The 24,937-nt window shown below is 36.1% G+C and carries 25 protein-coding genes; 10 read left to right on the top strand and 15 right to left on the bottom strand.

The genetic code is table 11. The features are described 5' to 3' along the window. Positions 1–15: 15 nt before the first annotated feature. The 8 genes from BUB91_RS03600 to miaA all read left to right on the top strand — a co-directional run bounded on the left by BUB91_RS03600 (position 16) and on the right by miaA (position 7,004). Positions 16–312, top strand: a complete 297-nt coding sequence (locus BUB91_RS03600; RefSeq protein ID WP_073097126.1) for a putative quinol monooxygenase — start codon at positions 16–18, stop codon at positions 310–312. Between the two features lie 93 nt (positions 313–405). Then, positions 406–1,296 (top strand): 3-hydroxyacyl-CoA dehydrogenase family protein, encoded by an 891-nt coding sequence (locus BUB91_RS03595; protein ID WP_073097122.1) that lies wholly within the window; start codon positions 406–408, stop codon positions 1,294–1,296. 159 nt (positions 1,297–1,455) lie between these two features. Then, on the top strand, positions 1,456–2,688 hold the full coding sequence (locus tag BUB91_RS03590) for a DUF1015 domain-containing protein (protein WP_073097117.1): 1,233 nt from the start codon (positions 1,456–1,458) through the stop codon (positions 2,686–2,688). A gap of 120 nt (positions 2,689–2,808) precedes the next feature. Further along, on the top strand, positions 2,809–3,471 hold the full coding sequence (locus BUB91_RS03585) for a YggS family pyridoxal phosphate-dependent enzyme (protein ID WP_073097113.1): 663 nt from the start codon (positions 2,809–2,811) through the stop codon (positions 3,469–3,471). 41 nt (positions 3,472–3,512) lie between these two features. Then, complete coding sequence (locus BUB91_RS03580; RefSeq protein ID WP_073097109.1) at positions 3,513–4,889, top strand: exonuclease domain-containing protein; 1,377 nt, start codon at positions 3,513–3,515, stop codon at positions 4,887–4,889. Positions 4,890–4,892: 3 nt separating this feature from the next. Then, positions 4,893–5,261 carry a hypothetical protein gene (locus tag BUB91_RS03575; protein WP_073097104.1) on the top strand — a complete coding sequence of 123 codons (369 nt, stop codon included), beginning with the start codon at positions 4,893–4,895 and terminating at the stop codon, positions 5,259–5,261. Further along, the gene (locus BUB91_RS03570; RefSeq protein ID WP_073097101.1) at positions 5,258–6,103 is read left to right on the top strand and encodes an ion transporter; all 846 of its coding nucleotides are present in this window, start codon (positions 5,258–5,260) and stop codon (positions 6,101–6,103) included. Before BUB91_RS03575 ends, BUB91_RS03570 begins: the two co-directional genes overlap by 4 nt. After that, a complete protein-coding gene (miaA, locus tag BUB91_RS03565; RefSeq protein ID WP_073097097.1) occupies positions 6,096–7,004 on the top strand; it encodes a tRNA (adenosine(37)-N6)-dimethylallyltransferase MiaA in 909 nt (302 codons plus the stop codon). The genes BUB91_RS03570 and miaA overlap by 8 nt, the downstream gene beginning before the upstream one ends. Positions 7,005–7,026: 22 nt before the next feature. Here the strand turns inward: miaA and BUB91_RS03560 are convergent, their stop codons facing one another. The 13 genes from BUB91_RS03560 to BUB91_RS03500 form a co-directional block, all read right to left on the bottom strand. After that, positions 7,027–7,746, bottom strand: coding sequence for a response regulator transcription factor (locus BUB91_RS03560; protein ID WP_073097093.1), 720 nt, complete (start codon positions 7,744–7,746; stop codon positions 7,027–7,029). A 5-nt stretch (positions 7,747–7,751) separates the two neighbouring features. Continuing rightward, positions 7,752–9,323, bottom strand: coding sequence for a sensor histidine kinase (locus BUB91_RS03555; protein WP_073097090.1), 1,572 nt, complete (start codon positions 9,321–9,323; stop codon positions 7,752–7,754). A gap of 65 nt (positions 9,324–9,388) precedes the next feature. Next, positions 9,389–9,982, bottom strand: coding sequence for a dephospho-CoA kinase (coaE, locus tag BUB91_RS03550; protein WP_073097088.1), 594 nt, complete (start codon positions 9,980–9,982; stop codon positions 9,389–9,391). Then, entirely contained in the window at positions 9,979–10,923 is a 945-nt protein-coding gene (locus BUB91_RS03545) for a CdaR family protein (protein ID WP_073097086.1), read from the bottom strand. The genes coaE and BUB91_RS03545 overlap by 4 nt, the downstream gene beginning before the upstream one ends. A gap of 17 nt (positions 10,924–10,940) precedes the next feature. After that, entirely contained in the window at positions 10,941–11,933 is a 993-nt protein-coding gene (locus BUB91_RS03540; protein ID WP_073097200.1) for a glycosyltransferase family 2 protein, read from the bottom strand. A 179-nt stretch (positions 11,934–12,112) separates the two neighbouring features. Further along, on the bottom strand, positions 12,113–12,937 hold the full coding sequence (locus BUB91_RS03535; protein ID WP_073097084.1) for an enoyl-ACP reductase FabI: 825 nt from the start codon (positions 12,935–12,937) through the stop codon (positions 12,113–12,115). Positions 12,938–12,976: 39 nt separating this feature from the next. Continuing rightward, positions 12,977–14,629 (bottom strand): DNA repair protein RecN, encoded by a 1,653-nt coding sequence (recN, locus tag BUB91_RS03530; protein WP_073097082.1) that lies wholly within the window; start codon positions 14,627–14,629, stop codon positions 12,977–12,979. A gap of 148 nt (positions 14,630–14,777) precedes the next feature. After that, a complete protein-coding gene (gene porD, locus BUB91_RS03525) occupies positions 14,778–15,662 on the bottom strand; it encodes a type IX secretion system protein PorD (RefSeq protein ID WP_073097080.1) in 885 nt (294 codons plus the stop codon). Continuing rightward, positions 15,655–16,866 carry a bifunctional phosphopantothenoylcysteine decarboxylase/phosphopantothenate--cysteine ligase CoaBC gene (coaBC, locus tag BUB91_RS03520; RefSeq protein WP_073097078.1) on the bottom strand — a complete coding sequence of 404 codons (1,212 nt, stop codon included), beginning with the start codon at positions 16,864–16,866 and terminating at the stop codon, positions 15,655–15,657. Before coaBC ends, porD begins: the two co-directional genes overlap by 8 nt. Positions 16,867–16,868: 2 nt before the next feature. Continuing rightward, on the bottom strand, positions 16,869–17,192 hold the full coding sequence (locus tag BUB91_RS03515) for a DNA-directed RNA polymerase subunit omega (RefSeq protein ID WP_009780002.1): 324 nt from the start codon (positions 17,190–17,192) through the stop codon (positions 16,869–16,871). Between the two features lie 19 nt (positions 17,193–17,211). Continuing rightward, a complete protein-coding gene (locus tag BUB91_RS03510; RefSeq protein WP_073097076.1) occupies positions 17,212–18,003 on the bottom strand; it encodes an outer membrane protein assembly factor BamD in 792 nt (263 codons plus the stop codon). 51 nt (positions 18,004–18,054) lie between these two features. Further along, positions 18,055–18,936, bottom strand: coding sequence for a 4-hydroxy-tetrahydrodipicolinate synthase (gene dapA / locus BUB91_RS03505; RefSeq protein WP_073097074.1), 882 nt, complete (start codon positions 18,934–18,936; stop codon positions 18,055–18,057). A gap of 1 nt (position 18,937) precedes the next feature. Further along, a complete protein-coding gene (locus BUB91_RS03500; RefSeq protein WP_073097072.1) occupies positions 18,938–19,456 on the bottom strand; it encodes a DUF6913 domain-containing protein in 519 nt (172 codons plus the stop codon). Positions 19,457–19,522: 66 nt separating this feature from the next. Between BUB91_RS03500 and BUB91_RS03495 the strand changes: the two genes are divergently transcribed. Together BUB91_RS03495 and BUB91_RS03490 are read left to right on the top strand one after the other, a co-directional pair. Beyond that, positions 19,523–20,272, top strand: a complete 750-nt coding sequence (locus tag BUB91_RS03495; RefSeq protein WP_073097070.1) for a 5'-nucleotidase C-terminal domain-containing protein — start codon at positions 19,523–19,525, stop codon at positions 20,270–20,272. Between the two features lie 2 nt (positions 20,273–20,274). Next, on the top strand, positions 20,275–21,183 hold the full coding sequence (locus BUB91_RS03490; RefSeq protein WP_073097068.1) for a metallophosphatase: 909 nt from the start codon (positions 20,275–20,277) through the stop codon (positions 21,181–21,183). Here BUB91_RS03490 and BUB91_RS03485 read toward each other — a convergent pair. Both BUB91_RS03485 and ligA read right to left on the bottom strand, forming a co-directional pair. Beyond that, complete coding sequence (locus BUB91_RS03485; protein ID WP_128759293.1) at positions 21,180–21,716, bottom strand: hypothetical protein; 537 nt, start codon at positions 21,714–21,716, stop codon at positions 21,180–21,182. The genes BUB91_RS03490 and BUB91_RS03485 overlap by 4 nt on opposite strands. A gap of 1,188 nt (positions 21,717–22,904) precedes the next feature. Then, positions 22,905–24,896 (bottom strand): NAD-dependent DNA ligase LigA, encoded by a 1,992-nt coding sequence (ligA, locus tag BUB91_RS03475; RefSeq protein WP_073097059.1) that lies wholly within the window; start codon positions 24,894–24,896, stop codon positions 22,905–22,907. Positions 24,897–24,937 lie beyond the last annotated feature (41 nt).

The raw sequence follows: 24,937 nt of genomic DNA, 5'->3' as shown, positions 1-24,937 counted from the left end.
AAGAAGCCTAAAATTATGATTGTACGTCTGGTAAAAATGGAGTTCAAACCTGAAGAAATAGCTTATTTTTTAAATCTTTTTGACGAAGTTAAAGAACAGATTCGCGCTTTTGAAGGCTGTGAATTTTTAGAATTATTGCAGGGCGAAAAAGAGACCGGTATTTTCTTTACACACAGTTACTGGAAAGATGCTAAAGCTTTAGAAACCTACCGAAACAGCCTTTTATTTAAGACCACATGGGCGAAGACTAAACTCCTTTTTAACGCAAAACCCGAAGCCTGGAGCGTTGAAAAATTCGTAAATTTACGCTAATCCTCTTTCTATTTTTAAGAGGAAATTCAAATAAAACATTCTAAAATATAGCATATTGTAAATTCTATTCAATATTCGCTTATAATTTCTTTTATGAAAAATATAGCTGTAATAGGTGCAGGAACAATGGGCAATGGTATTGCGCATACCTTTGCTCAAAACGGATTTAAAGTCAATCTTATTGATATAAATGACACTTCTCTCAAAAAAGGGGTTGCTACGATCACTAAAAATCTAGATCGTCAGGTAGCCAAAGAAATTCTCTCTGAAGCTCAGAAAACCGAAACCCTACTCAATATAAAGCTATTAACCGATTTAAAAGAAGGCGTTGCTCAGGCAGATCTCGTTGTTGAGGCAGCAAGCGAAAACCTCAAAATCAAACTGGATATCTTCAAAAATCTTGAAGAGTTTTGCAAGTCAAATGCCATACTAGCTAGTAATACTTCTTCTATTTCTATAACACAGATTGCCGCAGCCACAAAACGCCCTGATCAAGTTATCGGGATGCATTTTATGAATCCGGTGCCGATAATGAAATTGGTTGAAATTATTAGCGGGTATAGCACCTCAAAAGCTACTTTAGAAACCATTACAAAATTATCAGAACAATTGGGTAAAACTCCGGTTCCGGTAAATGATTACCCCGGGTTTGTGGCCAATCGTATTCTGATGCCGATGCTTAATGAAGCGGTTGAAACTTTATACAATGGTGTTGCCGGCGTTGCTGAGATCGATACCGTTATGAAACTGGGAATGGCTCATCCTATGGGACCTTTACAATTAGCTGATTTTATTGGCCTGGATGTATGTCTTGCTATTCTCGAAGTGATGTATGAAGGGTTTAAAAATCCTAAATATGCTCCTTGCCCGTTGCTTGTGAATATGGTGCGTGCCGGTAAAATGGGTGTCAAATCTGGAGAAGGTTTTTACGATTACAGCGAGAGTAGAAAAGCCGAAACTGTTGCAGCTCAATTCACTTCTTAACACTGTGTTGACTTAGCAGAACCCGATTTAGTTTGGCCTAATCCTTACTGGAAGAGAATCTTGTTAAGTTAAGGAAGAAAATTATAGAATCTAAGATGAGCTTAGCTCTATCCTAAAATAATACCCACATTTGAACTCAATTGAAAAAATGAAGATTGAATGCCCAAAATAATTCCATTTAAAGCTGTACGTCCTACCCGAGATAAAGTAAGTCTAATTGCGTCTCGTTCTTACGATACCTATACCAAATCTGAACGTAAAGCACGGTTGGAAAACAATCCCTATTCGTTTTTACATATTGTAAATCCCGGTTACAAATACCATAAGGTAATTAGTGGCGAAGAGCGGTTTAAATTGGTACGCAACCGCTATTTGGAATTTAAAGAAGAAGGTATTTTTATTGAAGAAAATCAAGCTTCGTTTTATGTTTATAAAATTGTAAACCGCGATGCTGAAGCATTTGTAGGCATTATAGCTGCTGCTAGCGTTGCAGATTATCAAAATAACCACATCAAGCGTCATGAAAATACGATCAAACAACGAGAGGAAGTTTTTAAAGAATATTTAAAAACTACGGGGTTTAATGCGGAGCCGGTTTTACTTACGCATCCTGATTCTGATGAGTTGAGTAAAATTTGCGAGCTTGTTATGCAGGAGCGATCTGAATATGAATTTACCACCACCTATCGTGATACACATTATTTGTGGCCGGTTTGTGATAAATGGTTGGTTGAGAAAATTGAACATCTATACGCTGAAATGCCTGAGCTGTACATTGCAGACGGGCATCATCGTTCCAGTTCATCGGCATTGCTTGCTGATGATTTAAATGAACAAAATACCGAAAGCACCGCTCATAATTATTTTATGAGTTACATCATACCCGAATCACATTTGCGCGTACACGCGTTCAGTAGAATGATCACAGACCTTTGCGGTATGGATAGTGATGAATTTTTAATCCAATTAGATTCGATATTTAAAATTGAAAACCGCGGGGAAGAGTTTATTCAGCCGACCGCTTTGCATCATTTTAGTATGTATCTCGCTGGAAATTTTTACACACTTGAATTGCGCAAACAGTACCAAAACTTTACAAACGCTTTAGAAAGTCTGGATGCTCAAATTCTTTATGAATTGGTTTTAAAACCTATGTTGCAGATTGAAAATCCACGAGAAGACAAACGCCTCGCATACGGAAAAGGCAAAAACGATATGCTTAGCATAAAAGAAAAAGTAGATCAACAAAAATTTGCAGTTGCCTTTGGTTTGTTTCCGGCTACTTCACAGCAAATCAAAGACATATCAAACGAAGGTTTAACAATGCCACCAAAATCAACATTCATTCAACCTAAATTACGCAGTGGTGTTACCATTTATGAGTTTCTCTAGCTATTCTAGACCATTACAAATACTTAACTTTACGACAAAGCGATACCAAACGATCAAAAGTTCCATTGAAGTTTATGGTTTGTAAAGCATTAAAATTTCAATTATCGATTAATTCTATCTATGTCTGAAATAACTCAAAATGTAAAGCAGTTTAAAGCATCTCTCCCTGAAGAGGTAACGCTGGTGGCTGTTTCAAAAACAAAACCCAACGAGGATCTTGAAGAAGCTTATGCTGCAGGTCAACGTGTTTTTGGTGAAAACAAAATTCAGGAAATGACCGATAAATGGGAGTCACTTCCTAAAGATATCCAATGGCACATGATAGGTCATGTACAAACCAATAAGGTTAAGTATATGGCTCCATACGTGAGTTTGATTCATAGTGCAGACCGCTTAAAACTTTTTAAAGAAATCAATAAAGAGGCTAAAAAAAATGATCGAATTATTGATGTGCTGCTTCAGGTTAAAATCGCCGAAGAAGATAGTAAATTCGGTATGCCTCCTGAAAATGCTAAAGACTTTTTAGAACAAAATACGGCTAATAATTATCCAAATGTTCGCGTTGTAGGCCTTATGGGTATGGCGTCATTTGTAGACGATGAGACACAAATAAGCCGTGAGTTTTCTCAACTTGAAAAAATTTACAATACCTTTAAAGACCAGTATGATTTTAAAGTGCTTTCTATGGGGATGAGCGGTGATTATCCTATTGCTTTAAAACACGGCAGCACAATGGTTCGTGTGGGAAGTGCTATTTTTGGTGCTCGCAATTACGACAATTAGATGCTCACTCAATCTATAGAATATAAGATTTCAAACATTTTATGTACGCAATACTCGATTTAGAAACTACAGGAGGAAAATATAATGAAGAGGGAATTACCGAGGTTGCTATCTACAAATATGACGGCCATGAAGTTGTAGATCAATTTATAAGTCTTGTAAATCCCGAGCGTCCTATACAAGCTTTTGTAGTTGGACTTACCGGCATCAACAATCAAATGCTGCGCAATGCGCCTAAGTTTTATGAGGTTGCTAAACGCATTATCGAGATCACGACAGATTGTATTATTGTTGCGCATAACGCCCAGTTTGATTACCGAATTTTACAATTAGAATTTGACAGATTAGGTTATGATTACCAGCGAAAAAGCTTGTGTACTGTAGAGCTTGCCCAGGAGTTACTTCCCGGTCAAAACAGCTACAGTTTGGGCAAGTTAGTCAGAAACTTAGGAATCCCTATTACAGACCGTCACAGAGCCAACGGTGATGCTTTAGCTACAGTAAAGCTGTTTAAATTATTACTGGCAAAAGACACTAAAAAAACCATCATTCAAGAGTCTATAAAGCTCAATCCTAAAAAACAAATAGACACTAAACTACGGGATCTTATTACCGAAACACCAAGCGTCACGGGAGTTTACTATATGCACAATGCTAACGGAAGCGTAATTTATATTGGCAAAAGCCGAAACATTAAAAAACGTTTAAATCAGCATTTTACAAGCGATAACAGAAAGTCAAAACAAATACAAGAAGAAGTCGAAGCGGTGAGTTATGACGAGACCGGAAGCGAACTCGTTGCTCTTCTCAAAGAGAATGAAGAAATAAAAAAGATCAGGCCTAAACACAACCGAGCCTTAAGACGTGTGAAATATAAAGCACAACTGGTGAGTTTTACAGATGAAGCTGGCTATCTAAACCTTCGCGTAGAAAAAGCAGACAGCACCAAGCCCAGCATTATAACTTTTGCAACGATTCCTTCTGGGAAAGCATATTTAGCACGAATGCTTGAAGAGTATAATTTGTGCCAAAGCAAAACCGGTTTGCATCAGACTGACGGTAATTGTTTTAACTATACTATTAAAACCTGCAACGGAGCTTGCATTGGTGAAGAATCGCCTGAAACTTATAATGAACGTGTTGAAACTTTCATTAAAAAACATACGTTTGAAAATAAAAACTTCATCATCATAGATCGTGGTCCTAGTAAAGAGGAACGCAGCGCTGTTTTAATTGAAAATGGAATTTTTAAAGGTTTTGGCTATTACAACCTGAATCACCAGCTGAACAATCTGGATATTTTAGAACGCATCATCACACCGATGGAAGATAATCGTGATGCCAGACACATCATTCAAAGCTATTTGCGCTCTCGTAAAGTGATCAAAATAATGGAACTGAATGAATTAGAAAATTAAACTATGATAAAAAATCTATTTTTAGTTTTCCTGCTTATTTGCTGTTGTAATTGTTCTGTTCATGAAGTCGAGAGTGAACCAATCGCTGAACATAAACCGATAAAATTCCTTTGTAGAGCTTCAACTTCAGCTACTAAAAACACCCCATTATATGTTGCTCATCTGAACAACAAATTTTACAAACTCAACGATAGACTTATTGAAGAAATTCCTCCTTCGGGGATATCTAAAGTACAGGTTTTAAAAGGAAAAAAAGCTTTAGCTAAATACAGTGACAAAGCTTTAAACGGAGTTATTGAAATAGAATATAAACCAGAATTTCATATACAACTTTTGGCAAAGAAACTTGAAGAACTAAATGTAACTCTTTGACACAACCACAAAAACATACCTGGAAAACCAAACTTCATGAGATTATTTATGAAGCTGATACTCCTGCCGGAAAATCCTTTGATGTTGTACTGCTTATTTTAATTTTTCTGAGTGTAGTATTGGTAATGCTTGAAAGCGTCTCTACCCTTCAGGCTGAATACGGTAAGTATTTCTACATTGGAGAATGGCTCATAACCATATTCTTTACAATAGAATACATTTTGAGAGTGATTTCGATCAAAAAACCTTCGGCATATATATTTAGCTTTTACGGCTTGATTGACCTCATATCAACCATTCCGTTGTATTTGTCCTTTTTTATAGTGGGTACTAATGCACTATTAACTATTAGAGCATTAAGACTCTTACGCGTTTTTAGGATTTTAAAAGTCACGCGGTATATTGGTGAAGGAAATAAACTGGCAAAAGCTTTAAAAGATAGCAGACCTAAAATTTTGGTTTTCTTATTTGCAGTAATGATTCTCTCGGTAATCGCAGGCACGTTGATGTACATCGTAGAAGGCCCTGAACACGGATTTAAAAGTATACCAGTTAGTGTTTACTGGTGCATTGTTACGTTGACAACAGTTGGCTTTGGTGACATCGCCCCTATTACTGCCTTAGGTCAATTTATTGCAACTATCATTATGATTATGGGCTATGGAATTATCGCTGTCCCCACAGGCATTGTAAGTGCCGAAATGGCCAAAGGAGATAAACCAAAACCGAATGCACAGAAACTTCATTTGAATACTCAGGTTTGTCAAAATTGCGGAGCTAAAAAACATCAAGACTCAGCTAAGTATTGTCACGAATGCGGATACAGCCTCCATTATGAATAAAACTTTAATCGCTGTTGTAGGCCCTACAGCAATTGGCAAAACAGCCTTGGGCATCAAACTAGCTAATCATTTTAATACGGAAATTCTTTCTGCAGATTCCAGACAATTTTTTAAAGAAATGAGAATCGGAACTGCAGTACCTGACGATGATGAATTGGTCGAGGCAAAGCATCATTTCATTCAACATATTTCTATAGAAGAAGAATACAACGTTGGCTTATTTGAGAGTGAAGCAATAGCTAAACTCGACGAACTTTTTAAAGTGCATGATTTTGTGATTATGGTAGGAGGTTCCGGTCTTTATGTAGATGCGGTAATTAATGGCTTAGATCGTTTTCCAGATGTTGATTCGCAAATACGGGAAGACTTAATACTGCAACTGGAAAATGAAGGAATTGAAATTTTACAGAATCAGTTAAAACATCTTGATCCTATTCAGTATCAAAAAATAGATTTAGACAATAAACAGCGCCTTATACGCGCCCTTGAGATTGGTATAGGTACAGGAAAACCTTATTCCTCTTTTTTAGCTAAAAATAGGGTTAAGAGAAATTTTAATTCTTTAAAAATAGGGTTAACCGCAGAACGACAACTTATTTACAATCGAATAAATTTGCGTGTAGATCTCATGATGCAAAACGGACTTCTAGAAGAAGCGCACTCCTTACATCACAAAAAAAACCTCAATGCACTACAAACAGTAGGCTACCGAGAGCTGTTCAATTATTTTGAAGAAAGATTTGATCTGCAAACTGCAATTGAAGAAATAAAGAAAAACACGAGACGCTTCGCAAAGCGCCAGCTAACCTGGTATCGTAAAGATGAGTCTATAATCTGGTTTGATTGCAAAACTCCTTCTGAAGATATTATAAAAACGATAAAAGAAAGAGTGTCTCTTTAAAGAGACACTCTTATCTATACCACTATTTTTTTTCTTCTTCACTCTTAACTACAAGGCGGAAACCTTCACCGTGAATATTGAGTATCTCTACCGTGTCATCACGCTTAAGATATTTACGCAATTTTGCGATATAAACATCCATACTACGAGATGTAAAGTAGTTATCGTCTCTCCATATTTTTGTAAGAGCCAGTTCACGAGGCATTAAATCATTTTCATGCAATGCTAACAGACGTAACAATTCATTTTCTTTAGGAGAAAGCTTGTTAGCTTCTTCATCTTTATACGTTAAGAAACGCAGTTTAGAATTCAAGAAGAAGTTACCTATATTAAATTCAAACTGTTTGCTATCTGCAACAGAATCTGTAGCCTTACGCATCATAATTGCTTTGATCTTCATAAGCAATACTTCACTATCAAAAGGCTTATTTAAATAATCATCTGCCCCTACTTTGTATCCTTTTAATACATCTTCTTTCATCGCCTTAGCGGTTAAGAAAATAATAGGCACATCTTCATTTTTCTCGCGTATTTCTTTTGCCAATGTAAAACCATCTTTATAAGGCATCATCACATCTAAGATACACAGATCAAAGTCGTCTTTTTTAAATTTCTCAAAGCCTTCCATTCCATTTTTGGCGTGGGTAACGTCATAGTCGTTCATTGAAAGGTAGTCTTTAAGAACCGTTCCGAAATTTGGATCGTCCTCTACGAGTAAGATTTTTTTGTTTTCTGTTTCCATTATGTTTAAAATATTAGTGGTAATTTAATTATGAACGTACTGCCTTTGCCCTTCTCACTTTGTACCCAGATCTCACCTGCGTGATCTTCTACCATACGCTTTGCATAAGCTAAGCCGAGGCCGTGTCCTTTTACGTTATGTATATCGCCGGTATGCTCGCGATAAAATTTGTCAAATATTTTTTTCTGAACCTGTTTAGTCATTCCATCTCCCTGGTCTTTAATTTTTACCAGAATAAAATTCTTTAAGTTTTCTGTATAGATATCAATCTTGGGCACATCTGTAGAATACTTCACAGCGTTATCTAAAATATTGACCAGCACATTTGTAAAATGTGACTCATTAGCCAATACCGAACTTTTTACCGCACCAAAATGTGTATTAATATATCCTTGCTTATCTTCTACGATAAGCTCTATATGAGAGATTGCATCTTCAATAATATCGTGAAGTTTTAAACGCTCTTTGCGGATATCAAGTTCATTTTTCTCAAGTTTAGAAATACGCAATACATTCTCCACCTGAGCATGCATACGTTTATTTTCCTCCCTTATCATCCCCATATAACGCATTAGTGCTTCAGGATTTCCGTTTATTTTAGGATTTTTAATAGCATCTAACGCTAAATTTATCGTCGCAATCGGCGTCTTAAACTCGTGCGTCATGTTATTTATAAAATCAGTTTTAATTTCTGAAATCTGACGCTGTTTAACCAATTGCTGCAAAGCACTGCTATAAGCAATAACAATAATCAACGTAAACAAAATGCTTAGCCCTCCCATTCCTATCACAGAAGAAACCACAAATTTTTTTTCTCCCGGAAAATTAGCTACCAACTCGTAATCGTTGTTACCTTCGTTATCTGTAAATAAAGGAACACTGAAATTCTGATCTGGAGATTGTAAGTCAAAATCTTCTGAGCGAACATTAGTAACTAAATTGTTACTATATACAGCATACTCAAAATTAGTTTCCATATCACGCTCTGCTAACTCCATAGTTAGCAAACGCTCTAGTTCTTCTTCTTCAACACGTTTATGAATGGGTATTTTACGTGTTATATACATCACAGCCTGCTCAATATTATAACGCTCTATCTCGCTTAGATCTGACATTCTGGTCAATACTTTGGTACGATTTACCTCAGGATTATCAATATCATTTTTGTCTATAATTTGAGTATATTGTCGCTGTAGGTATTTTTTAAATTTGAGGCTGTCAACTTCATAATCAAGAATAGGTGCACTCAATTTATAATCCTGCTCTACAATACTGTTTCTAAAAATAAAAGACTCGTTAGTAAGGGAATCATCTTGCTTGTAGATCAAATCATACAAACTCACATCATCAGGAACCCCAAGACTATCCCGCATTCTCAACACCGGATTGTACCAGGCATTTACTTCTTTCATTTGAATATCACGGGAGACTTCTTTTAAGACCTGTTTGGCGTTAAAAGCAAATTGACCACGCTTTGCTTCAATACTATTTGATATCCAATAGCCCTGCACAAAAATGATGCCTATGAGAGATAGGCTCATCAGCACGACAAGGAGTACAAATAGATTTTTATTCATAGTCCAAATGTATGATTTTAACATTTAGCGCTTTGGTGGTTTAACCAAATGTTAACAAGAATGAGCTATGTATTTACGCGGTCTCGCAAGATTTGTCGATGAATATTTTTAGCCTGTAGTTTGCTGTTATCCAATTCTATATTCTCTATTATAAAATCTGCTAACGGAATCTTTTTTACATCATCCCATTGCTTATTCATTCGGTTTTCTATGTCTTCAACGGTAGAATCGTCTCTCTCTAAAACACGTTGAATTCGCAATTTTTTAGGCGCTGTAATAAGAATAATATAATCTAGTGCTGAAGCCGTACCATTCTCAAAGAGTATTGCAGCTTCTTTTAAAATGTATGGAGCATCTTGTTGAGAAATCCATTTTTTGAAATGTTCACCTACTGCCGGGTGCACAATTTGATTGAGTTGCTCTAATAAATCTCTATCATTAAAAACTTTACTTGCTACATACTTACGATCTAACTTTTCTTCAACATAAGCTGCTTCTCCGAGAAGTTCTTTAATAGGTTTTCGCAAAGCTTCTGTATTCATTAAAGCTTTAGCTTCAGTATCTGCATAGTAAACAGGAATGCCGAATTCTGAGGAAAAATACTTTGCAATCGTGGTTTTTCCACTACCTATTCCGCCGGTAATTCCTACTGTGATCATTTTACTAAAAGATATTGAACAGTGCTCTCGCTTAAACGAATATCGCGCACATATTCTGGAGCATCAAGAACCTGAGGTGTTAATGAAGTAGAAAGGTTATCAACCTCATTAAAATCTACCACAACTTTAAAGTCTGATGATTTTACCTGCTCATAGTTATTCAAATTCACATTAAAAATCACATTAACCCGTTTAGGAAATACTTTAGCTGTGACATTTGCCGGAACATTTATAAGCTGAAGCGGAACCGATACATTACCTTCTGTAAATTTATCTACAGTCAAAGCATATGCAACACGACTGGGAGAAAGCTTTACTAATGGTATGTCGTTTACAAAAGTTAGATTGAGACTATCTGCTATAGAATTACGCACATCCTGAAACTTTAATTCTTCGGTATACACTCTTGAAATGGTATCCACTTCGCTTTGTGGACCACGAATGGTTATAGAATCTGGTTGCATCTTAAACCCTTCTAAACTGCCATAACCCGGCGCATACGTGATATCATATCTTGCTATAATTGGAATTCTTTTTTCAAAATTTCTATCCAAATCAAAAAATACGGTATCGGGTTTAAAAGAGGTGATTTCGCTATCAACTAAACTTCCTTTTAAAGCGTCATTCTCATTATTAAAAACATAATATGAACGACCTTTAGTTCTGGAAAGCTGTGATAAATCTATTGGAAAATCCTGAGAGAAGAAACGATATTTAAAATAATCGTAACCACTAGCCTCTCCTGTTACTTCTACAGTATTTGTAGATGCGGATTTTAAAATCTGATCTTCAGATAAATTCTGAAACTTCAACGGAACTTTTACCGTAAAACTGAAATTTCGATTCAATTTTATCATGACAGATATTGTAGCCACAACTACCAAAATAGTCATAAAAACCCGAAGGTTTGCGTTTTTACTACGTTTTTTACGATCTGCCATATATTATTCAATTAAAATTATTTAAAAAATAAGTCCGGGTATTCTTGTTCAGGATCCTTTTTGAGCAAGCCTATTTTGATTTTAGATTCCAGAAAAGCAAAACCGTAACCTACAAACTGAACCAGGACCGCCCAAACAGAAAATAAGCCTATTTCTAAGCTTTTATTTTTTATTGAGGAATCTAAAGCAATCAAAACAAGATAACCTAAAACACACAATACAGGTAAATAAATCTCAAACATTGCCAGAATGAAAGCCGTAATTAAACCTAGCATAAAACACGTAGGAAACCAATAGGTAAGCTTAGCAGTTTTTGGATGCCAGTTGGTAAGAATAGGCCTAACCGTACCAAACTTTCTAACCTGCGTATAAAATTTAGACCAAGAAATTCGGCGTTTATGATATACAAATGCTTCTGAAATCAATCGAGAGTCAAAACCTAAATCCCAAAGTCTTATACTTAAATCCGGATCTTCCCCGGGATGAATTTTTCCAAATCCAGCCGAAGCTTCAAATGCATTTTTTGAAATCCCCATATTAAAGCTACGGGGTTCAAATTTGCTGTTCACTTCTTTTCTTCCGCGTATTCCTCCTGTAGTAAATAACGAGGTCATCACATAATTAATTGCCTTTTGTAAAGACGTGAAATCTTCATGAGCCGCATCCGGACCTCCAAAAAAGTCAACATAATCAGTCTCCAAAGAATCTGCTACCAACTTTAAATAGTTATCTGGCAACACACAATCACTATCAAAAATGATAAAATAGTTTCCTTGTGCACGTTGCATTCCATAATTACGGGAAGCTCCAGGGCCAGAATTCTCTTTAAACAAATAATTAATATTCAAGTTTTTAAAAGATTCACAAACTTCCTTTGAGCTTTTAGTAGAACCATCTTCTACAATGACAATCTCATAAGCTTTAGCATAAGTCTGCTTCTCAAAACTTTCTAACAGTTCCTGCACCTCTTGAGGTCTGTTATAAACGGGAATTATTATGGAAAGTTCTATTGACATATTATGTGCGTAGTATTCGTTTGGCTAAATTACGTTTTACTCTATAATTGAGATTAAAATGTGTAAAAACTTAAATGGAAGGCTGCTTTTATTCGATTATAGAATGATAGGTTATTTCATAAAAAATGCCCGAAAGTCATCGACTTCGGGCATTTTAAAATTTTAGCCTAAGCTTATTTTTTTTCTGCTTCTACAAAAGCTTCCATCACTGCATCGCTAACTCCCATATTACTGAAGCCACCATCGTGGAATAAATTTTGAAGCGTTACTTTTTTAGTTAAGTCTGAAAATAAAGAAACGGTGTAATCTGCACAATCCTGAGCACTAGCGTTTCCTAACGGACTCATTTTATCTGCATAAGCGATAAAACCATCAAAACCCTTCACTCCTTGACCAGCTGTAGTAGGCGTTGGAGATTGAGAAATTGTATTCACTCGTACTTTCTTATCTCTTCCGAAGAAATAACCAAAACTACGCGCGATACTTTCTAAATAGGCTTTATTATCTGCCATATCATTATAATCAGGAAAAACACGTTGTGCAGCCATGTAAGTCAAAGCAACAATACTTCCCCACTCATTCATAGCATCTTGCTTATAAAGCACCTGCATCGTCTTGTGAAAAGACATTGCACTCACGTCTGTTCCCTTCTGAGTCCAATCGTATTTTTGATCGGTATAGTGACGTCCTTTACGCACGTTAATAGACATCCCAATACTATGAAGAACAAAGTCTATTTTACCACCTAATTCTTCAACTGCACCGGCAACAAGTGCCTCTAAATCTTCAACTGAAGTTGCATCAGCAGGAATAATTTTTGATCCTGTTTTTTCTGCAAGTTTATTGATGCTTCCCATACGCATTGCAATAGGAGCATTTGTCAATACAAAGGTTCCGCCTTCTTCGTGAACACGTTCTGCGGTTTTCCACGCAATAGAATTTTCATCAAGCGCGCCAAAGATTATACCTCGTTTTCCTTTTAATAAATTATAGGACATAATAGTTGTTTAATTTAAGTGGTCAAATATACTATTTTATTAGTTGAGAAGCTGTCTTGCGTGGTCAAAAGCTGCATCAGAAGACGCTTTGCCACCTAGCATTTCGGCGAGTTCTGCCACACGTTCATCGATGCTTAAAACCCGTATTCCTGTGGTAGTTTTTTTAGCTAAATCTTCTTTATAAACCTTTAAATGATTTGCTCCCTGACCGGCGATTTGTGGTAAATGCGTAATACTTATCAGCTGCATACGGGTTCCCATATCTTTCATAATATGCCCCATTTTTAAAGCAACTTCCCCACTCACACCCGTATCAATTTCATCAAAAATAAGTGTAGGTAATTTTGCATAATCGCTCAATACTGATTTTATTGCCAGCATAATACGCGACAATTCACCTCCTGAAGCTGCCTTTTTCAATTCTTGTGCACGCATCCCTTTGTTTGCTGTAAACAGAAAATGAAGTTGATTTTTTCCGTTTTCTAAAAAGGTTATATTATCTGTTAAGCTGACTTCAAATCGTGCATTAGGCATCCCTAGATTTGAAAGAATCTGCTGAAGCTTTTCAGTTAATGGTTTTATAGTTTTTGAGCGTCTTTTAGTAAGTGCTGCAGCTTGTTTTTCTAGTTCGATTTTTGCGTGAGTAATTTCACGTTCTAGTTTATTTATTTCAGTATCCAGATTACTTAAAGATTGTACTTCGGCATCAAGCGTATCCCTGATTTCGATAAGTTTTTCAACACTAGCTACCTGATGTTTTTTCTGAAGATCAAAAAATAATTTCAATCTACTTTCTAAACGTGCCAATTCGGTTGGGTCACTTTCTGTATCTGCAGCAAGATCATTTATGCTTTCTGAGACATCATCAAGCTCAATAGTTACTGCCTCAAGCCTATCACTCAATTCCTTTAATTGCGGGCTAAAGCTAGAAAGTTTAGCCAGACGTACTTTCGCTGTAAGCAGCATCTCGTTAACTCCCACCTCTTCCCTACTTAAAATTTGATAGGATTCAGAAAGGCCTTCAGTAATTTGCTCCACATTATTTAATGCATCGTAGGATGCCTCAATCGTTTCTTGTTCTCCGGCTTTTAAATTTGCAGCGAGTAATTCTTCCAGCAAGAAGGATTTATATTCTTCTTCTTTTTGAGCTTCCTCTTTTTGAGAACGCTTCTTTTTAAGCTGATTTTGCTTAGATCTGAACTCTTGATAAAGCTCCTGATAGTTCGTTAGAATCGATTCATTTTCAGCAAAAGCATCTAAAACCTGAAACTGAAAATCTACATCGGTAACCTCCAGCGTTTGATGTTGACTGTGAATATCTACCAGACGCGCGCCCAATGCAGAAAGTTGACTCAACGTAACCGGCGTATCGTTAACAAAAGCACGGCTTTTTCCGGTAGAAAGAATTTCACGTCGAACGATAGTTTGTGGTTCATAGTCCAGATCCTCTTCTTCAAAAAGTGTTCTTAAAGCATACGCCGAAACATTAAAATGTGCTTCAATTACACATTTCTCATCAGGATTACCAATGCTGCTGATATCTGCGCGTTTTCCTAGAATAAGACCTAAAGCCCCCAGAAGAATAGATTTACCTGCACCGGTCTCACCGGTAATCACAGTAAACCCCTCATTAAACTGAAGGTTGACTTCTTCGATTAAGGCGTAATTTTTTATGTGTAGTGAACTGAGCAATTAAAATTCTGGTTTAAGTTCTTTTAAATGAAATTTTACCGAAAGTAGAATATAAAATCCATACTCAGGCGGCAAATAGTTTAAGCCGTTTTGCTTGTCGTAAATATACTAGAGAAATTTACTACAGTCAAAGAAAACAGACGGTCTCTTAAAATTTGATTTGTTGCCAGTAAGCAGACTTGGTAGGTGCCACTTTATTGAGCATATCTACCAGATTACTTATAGAAACCTGCGGCCCGTCTGAAAACATATTCCTCACTTCTTCTGCCTTTGTATCAAAAAACACTCGTGATATAAAATTGTTTGGTCGGCTGGCGTACATTTGGTTAAACAATTCTAAAGTCACAGCAATAGCTTGTTTTGCTTCCTTAGGATTATCTCCCATATAATCTAAACCATTACGGTGATAAGCATACATAACATCGTGAAATTCCCTAAAGTTAGGAGATAGTAATTCTTGGTTTAATCTAAAACGAGTTTGCGTTCCACTTTGTGGTGACCAGCCATCCGTTACTTGTTGTTGGGCTGTGTTTACAATACGTTTTGCCTCTTCAAAATAAGGTTCGCCAGCGCCCAATTCATAAGAATCTGCATCAAGACCTATTATCGTGTACGCATAGAAAGCCAATACCGAAATCAAATTAGAATCAAAACTATTTGGATTGTAATTTAAAGGCTGAAACTCTGTATATCTAAAATTGAATTGCTTATCGTTGAAGTTTAAAAGTGGTGTATTATAGGTACTGTTGAAAACCGGCCTTGAAGATTGAACCTGAATAGAAGCAGTAAAATAATCTGAATCTATACTCGAAATTATAATCACAAAACTACAATCTATTCGCTCTTGTTGTTTAAGATTAAGATCAGTCCAAGTCGTATTATTCATAAACTCGGTCAGCTCCGTTTTAAGTGTTCTAAAAACCTGAAGATTGCTTAACCCTGTTTGCTCTGTATTTATCGTCAACGAGCAATTGAGCTCCTGCGCCTGAAGTCCAAAACACACCAAAAACAAAACAACTACGAGTTTATACATCTAATGACTTTTGAATAAATTCTAATAAATCTTGAGCTACTAATTCTTTTTCTTTCAATTCCTGTGGAAAGACAGCTCCTTCTCTAGTTATGAAAGTTACTTTATTTGTATTGGTTTTAAAACCGGCACCTTTATCATTTAAAGAATTTAAGACGATTAGATCAAGATTCTTTCGAGCGATCTTTCCTTTAGCATTCTCCAGTTCGTTTTCAGTTTCTAACGCAAAACCTACCAAAAACTGATTCTTTTTGTGCTTCCCTAAATGTGCTAAAATATCCTGAGTTGGCTCCAGCTGGATACTCAGCACATCAACTTTCTTTTTAATTTTTTGAGTTGCAACCTCGGCAGGCCTATAATCTGCTACAGCAGCCGCAGCGATTACTACATCAACACTTTCGTAATACTTCTGTACAACTTTAAACATCTCTGCTGCTGAAGTAACGCGAATAAGATTGACTAAATTGTGTTTAAGCTCTAGATGGGTAGGCCCCGAAACTAGAATAACTTGGGCTCCTAGATTTGCAGCTTCAGTTGCGATTGCATAACCCATTTTACCACTACTATGATTTCCTATAAATCGTACAGGATCTATAGCTTCATAAGTAGGACCAGCAGTTATGAGAATTTTTTTTCCTTTTAATGGAAGCTTTTCTGATATATCTGCTTCTATAAAAGCTATAATATCTTCGGGTTCTGCCATACGACCTTTGCCCTCTAAACCGCTTGCGAGTTCTCCACTGGCAGCAGGTATCATTACATTACCGTAATTAATAAGTTGTTCAAAAGAATTCGCCGTACTGGGATGTTTGTACATATCCAGATCCATCGCGGGAGCAAAATAAACCGGGCATTTGGCAGAGAGATAGGTTGCCAACAACAAATTATCTGAAGAACCATTTGCCATTTTAGACAAGGTATTTGCTGTTGCAGGGGCTATAACCAAGAAATCGGCCCAAAGACCGAGTTCTACGTGGTTATTCCACAATGCATTTTCACTTTCCTCATTGGTAAATGTAGAAAGCACTTCGTTTTTAGAAAGCGTAGAAAGCGTCAACGGAGTAACAAACTCTTTGGCATCAGGAGTCATAACAACTCGCACTTCAGCACCGGATTTGACAAAACCCCTAACCAAAAAAGCCGCTTTATAAGCAGCTATCCCGGCGGTTACTCCAAGTAAGACCTTTTTACCGCGTAAAACAGACATGACTACTCTGTTGCAGTCGTATCGCGGAAATATATTTTATCTTCTAACCATTCTTGAACGGCCATAGCATGTGGCTTAGGTAAACGCTCGTAGAATTTAGAAACTTCGATTTGTTCTTTGTTCTCAAAAATCTCTTCTAAACTATCGCTATAGGTAGCAAACTCATCTAACTTCTCAAGCAATTCTCTCTTGATTTCTGTGTTGATTTGAGTAGCACGTTTAGCAATAATAGAAATCGCTTCATAGATGTTTCCTGTAGGAGCATCAATCTCGCTTCTGTTATGAGTAACTGTATTTACTGGTGCATCTAGATTTTTTACATCCATAATATTCGCATTAATTTAATTAGGAATAATTTTCTAATATTGAGTCAATATCTGCTTTTATCTTATCTGCCTCTGCACGATAGTCTCCTTCAGGAAAATAACGAATCAAGGTCTCATACATTTCTATTGCTTCTTCTAATCGTGGTTTAACAAGTACGTTAATACTTTTTGAACCATACTGATACTGCGAATCTAATTTATAGAAAAATGCAGCTTCACGAAAAGGTGACCCAGGGTAATCTGATAAAAAGTCGTCTAAAGAAGAAATCGCAACCGGATAGTCCATGATTTTATGCCATCCTTTTGCTACTTCAAAAGATTTCTTTTGCATTTTCACACTAAGCTCTTTGATTCGCTCATTTGCATCTTCAGCATAAGACGACTCAGGATAAGTGGTAATAAACTGCTGCAACTGCGTCAAGCCTTTTTCAGTCTCAGACTGATCTAACTGGTAATTAGGAGAAAGCTCTGCATAACTTACAGCTGCTTTGTACTCTCCTTCCTCTGCTTTATCAGAATCAGGATACGCCGAAACAAAACGATCAAACTGATAACCGGCTAAATAATAGTTTTCTTCTTGGTACTGTGCATCTGCATATAAATACATTATACGTTCTGCTTGTGGTTTACCTCTATATGCAGGAACAATCTGCTCCCACAATTTTAAAGATTTACGGTATTTACCAGCATTGTAAAGTGAGTCTGCCATTGAATATTTCACTCCTGTATCTTCAGATTTGAGAGCTTTTTGATATTCACTACAAGACGCCAAGGTTACAACGGCCAATACTACTACTATTGTTTTCTTCATTAAGCTTAAAAACATCGGGCAAAAATAAGGTTTTTCTAGGGATTACAAAACTTAAAGACCAGTCTCGCTTAAGTATGTTGCAATATTTTGTTTTAAAGTTTCTGTTGCTGCAACTAAAGGAAGTCTAACACTGCTGCTGCAAACACTTTTACTTGCTAGTAAAGCTTTGATTCCTGAAGGATTACCCTCTGCAAAAATCAGATCTACGGCAGGCATCAAGATGTAATGTTTTTTATAAGCTTCGGTGAAATCACCTTGCAAACCTTGACTCATCATTTGCGAAAAAATACCGGGCAAGCCTTGTGCAAGTACCGAAATCACACCGTCACCTCCTGCAGAAACGGTAGGCAAAGCCATTAAGTCATCTCCAGAAAGTACTAAAAAACCATTAGGACGATCTTTAATAAGACGCATCATCTGAACTAAATCACCAGCAGCTTCTTTAACACCTATTATATTCTTTGAATCCTTAGCAAGCTTGATTACCGTTTCTGGTAAAACATTACTTCCCGTACGACCAGGAACATTGTACAAGATCACAGGAACCGGTGATGCTTCCGCAACAGCCAGGTAATGAGCATAAATACCTGCCTGAGTTGGTCTGTTATAATATGGTGAAACAGATAAAATCGCTTTAATAGCTGTAAAATCTCGTGTTTTAAGTTCTTCTACTACAGCAGCAGTATTATTTCCTCCCACACCAAGTACGAGCGGTAATCTACCAGCATTAACCTCAATCACCTTAGCGATAACAAGGTCTTTCTCTGCAGAAGTCAGTGTAGCATTTTCTGCGGTTGTACCCATTACCACAAGATAATCTACACCTCCAGATATGTTATATTCAACAAGCTGACCCAAACCTTGTAGGTCTAAACTTAAGTCTTCATTAAACGGAGTTGCCAGCGCAACACCAGTCCCTTTCAATTCTTGCATCTTAATCTATGCGATTTAATAATTTCAAATATTTCAACAATTCGTTTTCAAACTGTTTCACATCTTCTAATTTAGATTTAATGGTCAAATCATTAAATTCTGATAAATCAGAAGATATACCAACCTTAAACAAAGCTTTAGATTGCGCCGAAACGAAATCCAAAAATACATTTTCTGTATGGTAATAACCTATTAAGACGGTAAAAGGTTTGCTTACGAACTCTTGTATTTTAGAATTTTTTAAACTTCCGGAGAATGTAAAATCCTTTTTGCTTAATACAATGGCATTACCAGCATCAATTTGAGCTTTTTCTTCAGAATAAAAAATCAGTGTATTACTAATTGATTCAGATACACGCTTCATCAGCTCTCTAAGCTTTTCTAAGTCCTGAAATTCATGAATATTAACCAGCAACCCCACTCCTTCTCCTAAGCTATTTACTGAATTAGCATCCTTACTTTTCTGAAGTTTCTTAACCTTAGTTTTAAGCAAATTCTGTTTCCATCCGTCTAAAAACATCTAAATTTGTTTTGGCGCAAATGTAATTAATTATCGCGCAAAGCAAATCTTTTATTTAATCAGTCAATGATTCGGATTTTTCTCTCTCTTTTTCTTGCAATTAGCCTGCTAGGCTGCAAAAACTCTCAACCTACTCTAACGCAAATTGAAGGACACCAACTTCCTATTACAGATAGCATTCAAGCAAATCAGGATATTTTAGATTATGTGGCTCCTTACCGAAAGCGTATAGATAAAGAAATGGGCGCTGTACTTGCATACGCGCCACTAAGTCTTTCTAAGAAGGATGGACCATACAATACTGCCATTGGTAATATGATGGCAGATGCTGTTTTTGAATTAAGCAACCCGGTTTTCAATAAGCGAACAGGCAAAAATATTGATGCGGTACTTCTCAATCACGGAGGTATCAGGTCAACCTTAAATGCCGGCGATGTAACTATGCGATCTGCTTTTGATATTATGCCTTTTGAAAACAGCATTGTGGTTGTTGAAATTACAAGCAATCAAGCCAATGAAATGTTTGCTTATTTAAAGTCAGGTACCGCTCACCCAATCTCTAATATGCAACTTGTATTAAATGAAAATGATGAGCTTAAAACAGCTACCATAAATGGTAAACCAGTAGAACATGGTAAAACCTATTTTATAGCAACTAATGACTACTTGCAGCAAGGAGGTGACCGTATGACTTTTTTAAGCGAACCCAAAAGCATGGAGGTTTTAGATTATAAAATACGTAATGTTTTAGTTGATTATTTTAAAGAGCAAGATACAATAGCACCGGTAAGAGATAACCGTTTTATAAAAGAATAGATATGGAAAGAAGAACGTTTATAAAGCAAACCGGTATCGCAAGTGCAGTAGTTGCAGGTACGCCTAGTTTTAATCTTTTTGCTGAAACGAAAAAGTCTAAAAAAATTACGATTCTGCACACTAACGATGTGCATAGTCATATAGATCCGTTTCCTCCCGAAGATGCATCATTTCCTAATCAAGGTGGAGTAGCAAGGCGCTTAACCTTAATAGAATCTATACGTAAAGAAAATCCTAATACCTTATTGTTAGATGCGGGTGATATCTTTCAAGGAACTCCATATTTTAATTTCTATGGAGGTGAATTAGAGTTTAAGTTGATGAGTATGATGCAATACGATGCTGCAACCATAGGTAATCACGACTTTGACAACGGCGTGAATGGGCTGGCAGCACAAATGCCTAATGCCAGCTTTAAAATGCTAAGCTCCAATTATGATTTTACAAACACTGTAATGGAAGGTTTGACTAAACCTTATGAAATCTTTATTAAAGATGGCATCAAAATAGGTGTGTTTGGTTTAGGAATACAATTAGAAGGATTAGTAACACCTGCATTATCTAAAGAAACCCAATATCTGGATCCTATTGAAATAGCACTAGATATGACTCGCCTTTTAAAAGAAGAGCAACAATGTGACTTGGTTATTTGCCTTTCTCATTTAGGCTACAACTATAAATATGATAAAATTTCAGATCTCAAATTAGCCGAAAAAACTAAAAATATTGATTTGATTATAGGTGGTCACACACATACTTTTTTAGAAAAACCAACAATCATTAAAAATGCAGCAGGTCTTGATGTTATCGTTAACCAAGTAGGCTGGGCCGGAATCAATCTAGGAAGAATAGATTTTGAATTTGACCTTTCAGGTAATGCAACTGCAACTTCAAAAACCATTACCGTCTAATACTCATCATAATCTACATCTGTGCGTATCTTTTCTATTTTCACAAAATAGATAGCCACACAGGTCTTATGTACACAAATTGCAATTTTCACCCCTGTCGCTATTATGGGCATTGGCATACTATAGGTATATACAAAAGATAAAATAGACTCAATAAGTAAGCCTCCTCCTATCAAATAAAGATAAACATTACTCGGATGCCTATTTCTAAGCGGAATCAAAAAACACACTAAAGTGAATATGAGCAAAAAGATACCTCCAAAAACGAATAAGAATTTATTAGGTACTGTATTGTAATACATACTCATCAAATACATTACAGTATAAACACAAAATACAACCCCTATTATGGGCTGCAACACCATTTCCTTAGTGATTTTACGAGGTCTTATTTTAAGAATAGGTATAAATGTATAAAGCATTGCTGTTACTGCGATTAAAAATGTTACTAGTACAATATCAAAGTATTTATCCACATCTGTAAGCAAGAAAATTTCTCCTAAATAAGCTGAAAACAAAAAAACAGCAAACACAAGATTATGTTTATCTAGAGCTTTATAATAAAACCAGTAAAATGTTAAGTAAAAGAAGGGTTGTATGTAATAACCAAAACTGTGGTTGATAGATGAAATCAAAATAAATAATACACAACTAAATACGCCTAGATATAAGATTTGCGAAGGCCTAGCCGAATAAAGGTTACTATTTATTTCTCTCATCTATTTTAGATATACTCAACGACACTAATAAATAAGGAAGTAAATAACTAAAAAAATTAACAAACATCAATATTGCATATGTTAAAGTGCTAGATTAACACGTGTTTTCTTTCAAAAATATTCCTCTTTACAATTTAAAATTTTATCGAGATTGATCAAATACCAAACTAAAAAAATCTTCAGCAAAAGCATTGAGGTTAATGAAAAATATAAGACTATAGAACTTGACCACAAAAATTCATAAATAAACATCGTTGGCGCCATTACAGCCATAGAACCACCTATAAAATATAGCGCAAAATTATCCGGGTGCTTGTTTTTAGCTGGAATTATTGAACAAAAGAAAATCCATGATAATAAAGCCGTTAATGCCGGAAAGAAAACATAATAATCGGGCAAATTTTTAAACACTAAAAAAATCAACTCCCAGAAAATAAATAGTATTCCTAATAAACCTAAAAAAGGCCGTAATAAATCACCCCATCCGGTTTTAAAATTTGCACGCTTAACCACCGGCCAAATATGGTATAGCATAGAAAAAGTAGCCAGACTATAACAAGTAAGAACCAATATAAAATATTTACTAAAATCAATCAGAAAAAATACCTCGTTGATCAATTCACAAGTCAAATAAAAAAGTAAGAAATAATTATGGCGTTTAACATTGACTACATAAAAACTATAAATCAAAACAACACAAATAGGTCTCAAGTAAATTGAAAAATTGATTTGAAAGCCCACTAAGAAAATTTCAATAATCCCCAGAAGTATATATAAGTACAATAAGTATTTAAACTTCATATAAGATCGCTTATATTCAAATTTTATTAGTTATTTATTAATTTGCCATAACTTTCAAAAAGTATGTATAATATGTATTAACAAGATGATTCTTTTAAAATAAAATTACAAGTGAAAAACCACCCATAAAAGCTCTTAAACGACAAATCAAACACTTTAAACCAATTTATAAGCAATAACCAGCTTAACCGGCATATCAATTTAAACCATTTTTAAAAAGTCATCCTCAGAAATAATAGGAACTTTTAATTTCTCTGCTTTTTCTAACTTACTCGGTCCCATATTATCACCGGCTACTAAGTAATTGGTTTTTGAAGAAATACTTCCTGAAGCTTTACCTCCATTATCTTCTATCATTTTCTTCAGTTCTGTTCTAGATACTTTTGTAAAAACTCCAGAAATAACAAAAGTCTTTCCTTTCAGTTTTTCGGTTTGATTTTCTAATACAGAAGCATCGAGTTCTAATTGCAAACCTTTTTGCTTTAAACGATCTACAAGGTTTTTATTTTCGATTTCAGCAAAAAAGGAAACGACACTTTGTGCAATACGCCCTCCTATCTCATCAACAGCAATCAACTCTTCTTCTGAAGCTGCCTCTAAAGCGTCTATGCTTTTAAAATGTTTAGCCAACTTTCTAGCTACTGTTTCTCCCACATATCTAATACCCAACCCAAATAGCACGCGTTCAAAAGGCACTGCTTTTGAAACTTCAATACCTTTTATCAAATTATCTGCAGATTTCTCAGCCATACGTTCTAAAGGCAGGACTTGCTCCTTCTTCAAATCATACAAATCAGCATAACTCCTTATCAATCCTTCATTTACGAGTAAAGCAACAGTCTCCCCACCAAGTCCTTCGATATCCATTGCTTTTCGTGATATAAAGTGCTGAATACGACCGATTATTTGTGGTGGACAGCCCATATCATTAGGGCAATAATGTTGCGCCTCACCTTCTTGCCGCACTAATTGCGTATCACATTCCGGACAATTAGTTATGTAGGCTGTAGGTTGAGAGTCAGAATTCCGCTTTTCAAAATCAACACCAACAATCTTAGGTATAATCTCTCCACCTTTTTCTACATAAACGTGATCACCTTCTCGTATATCCAGTTTTTCAATCTGATCTGCATTGTGCAAAGAAGCGCGCTTAACAACAGTCCCGGCAAGTTGAACCGGCTCTAGGTTAGCAACCGGTGTAATTGCCCCGGTACGCCCAACTTGATAAGTAATTTTCTCCAGAACAGTTTCTGCTTGCTCAGTCTTAAATTTATAGGCCATTGCCCATCGTGGAGCTTTTGCCGTAAAACCTAATTCTTCTTGCTGTTGATAACTATTCACTTTAATCACAACACCATCAGTCTCATACGGCAAATCGTGACGGTGCTCATCCCAATAATTCAAAAACTCAAAAGTCTCTGCAGTAGAAGCCGTTTTTTTAGCTACATCCGGAACTTTAAATCCCCAAGAGCGGGCTTTTTCCAAACTCTCAAACTGACTTTTAATATTCAGGTTTTCTCCTACTATACTATACAACAAGCAATCTAGAGGTCTCTTAGAAACCTCTGCACTATCCTGAAGCTTCAAACTCCCTGAAGCCGTATTTCTGGGATTACTGTAAGGCTCTTCACCAGCTTCTACACGTTCTGCATTCATCTGCGCAAAACCGGCCAATGGCAAAATAATTTCTCCTCTAATATCAAATTTCGCGGGAAAATCTCCTTTCAGTTTTAAAGGAACACTTCGTATGGTTTTCACATTATTTGTCACATCATCACCTTGCACACCATCACCACGTGTAACCGCTCGCACCAGCTCTCCATTCTCATAAGTAAGACTTATAGAGGCTCCGTCATATTTCAATTCGCATACATATTCCACCTCTCCATCAACTAACTTTTTAAGTCGCGTTTCCCAATCTTCAAGATCTTCCTGAGAATAACTATTTGCCAGAGAATACATGCGCGACTCATGTTTTACTGTAGCAAAGTTCTTAGTTACCTGCCCTCCTACCCTAAGCGTGGGTGAATTAGCATCATAAAACTCTGGATGCATTTCTTCTAAATCTTGTAACTCTTTTAATTTTTGATCAAAAGTATAATCGTCAATTTCAGGCTTATCCAGCACATAATAATTATAATTATGATGTCTGAGTTCTTCGCGTAAAGCCTGTATCTTTTCTAGGGTAGTCATAAACTGAAATTCTGTATTTAACCTTGAGGAGTTAAAATCCA

Origin of the sequence: Leeuwenhoekiella marinoflava DSM 3653, assembly GCF_900129005.1 — a bacterium.
GTDB lineage: Bacteria > Bacteroidota > Bacteroidia > Flavobacteriales > Flavobacteriaceae > Leeuwenhoekiella > Leeuwenhoekiella marinoflava.
This window is presented reverse-complemented; position numbering and strand designations above follow the sequence as displayed.

Bases quoted from the DNA above. Each gene is read 5' to 3' on its own strand.
- BUB91_RS03495 (WP_073097070.1), top strand. From the start codon at position 19,523: ATGATTCGGATTTTTCTCTCTCTTTTTCTTGCAATTAGCCTGCTAGGC.
- porD (WP_073097080.1), bottom strand. From the start codon at position 15,662: ATGTATAAACTCGTAGTTGTTTTGTTTTTGGTGTGTTTTGGACTTCAG.
- BUB91_RS03560 (WP_073097093.1), bottom strand. From the start codon at position 7,746: ATGGAAACAGAAAACAAAAAAATCTTACTCGTAGAGGACGATCCAAAT.
- BUB91_RS03585 (WP_073097113.1), top strand. From the start codon at position 2,809: ATGTCTGAAATAACTCAAAATGTAAAGCAGTTTAAAGCATCTCTCCCT.
- BUB91_RS03535 (WP_073097084.1), bottom strand. From the start codon at position 12,937: ATGTCCTATAATTTATTAAAAGGAAAACGAGGTATAATCTTTGGCGCG.
- BUB91_RS03600 (WP_073097126.1), top strand. From the start codon at position 16: ATGATTGTACGTCTGGTAAAAATGGAGTTCAAACCTGAAGAAATAGCT.
- BUB91_RS03490 (WP_073097068.1), top strand. From the start codon at position 20,275: ATGGAAAGAAGAACGTTTATAAAGCAAACCGGTATCGCAAGTGCAGTA.
- BUB91_RS03510 (WP_073097076.1), bottom strand. From the start codon at position 18,003: ATGAAGAAAACAATAGTAGTAGTATTGGCCGTTGTAACCTTGGCGTCT.
- BUB91_RS03555 (WP_073097090.1), bottom strand. From the start codon at position 9,323: ATGAATAAAAATCTATTTGTACTCCTTGTCGTGCTGATGAGCCTATCT.
- BUB91_RS03500 (WP_073097072.1), bottom strand. From the start codon at position 19,456: ATGTTTTTAGACGGATGGAAACAGAATTTGCTTAAAACTAAGGTTAAG.
- coaE (WP_073097088.1), bottom strand. From the start codon at position 9,982: ATGATCACAGTAGGAATTACCGGCGGAATAGGTAGTGGAAAAACCACG.
- coaBC (WP_073097078.1), bottom strand. From the start codon at position 16,866: ATGTCTGTTTTACGCGGTAAAAAGGTCTTACTTGGAGTAACCGCCGGG.
- BUB91_RS03595 (WP_073097122.1), top strand. From the start codon at position 406: ATGAAAAATATAGCTGTAATAGGTGCAGGAACAATGGGCAATGGTATT.
- BUB91_RS03545 (WP_073097086.1), bottom strand. From the start codon at position 10,923: ATGGCAGATCGTAAAAAACGTAGTAAAAACGCAAACCTTCGGGTTTTT.
- BUB91_RS03590 (WP_073097117.1), top strand. From the start codon at position 1,456: ATGCCCAAAATAATTCCATTTAAAGCTGTACGTCCTACCCGAGATAAA.
- dapA (WP_073097074.1), bottom strand. From the start codon at position 18,936: ATGCAAGAATTGAAAGGGACTGGTGTTGCGCTGGCAACTCCGTTTAAT.
- BUB91_RS03515 (WP_009780002.1), bottom strand. From the start codon at position 17,192: ATGGATGTAAAAAATCTAGATGCACCAGTAAATACAGTTACTCATAAC.
- ligA (WP_073097059.1), bottom strand. From the start codon at position 24,896: ATGACTACCCTAGAAAAGATACAGGCTTTACGCGAAGAACTCAGACAT.
- BUB91_RS03575 (WP_073097104.1), top strand. From the start codon at position 4,893: ATGATAAAAAATCTATTTTTAGTTTTCCTGCTTATTTGCTGTTGTAAT.
- BUB91_RS03580 (WP_073097109.1), top strand. From the start codon at position 3,513: ATGTACGCAATACTCGATTTAGAAACTACAGGAGGAAAATATAATGAA.
- miaA (WP_073097097.1), top strand. From the start codon at position 6,096: ATGAATAAAACTTTAATCGCTGTTGTAGGCCCTACAGCAATTGGCAAA.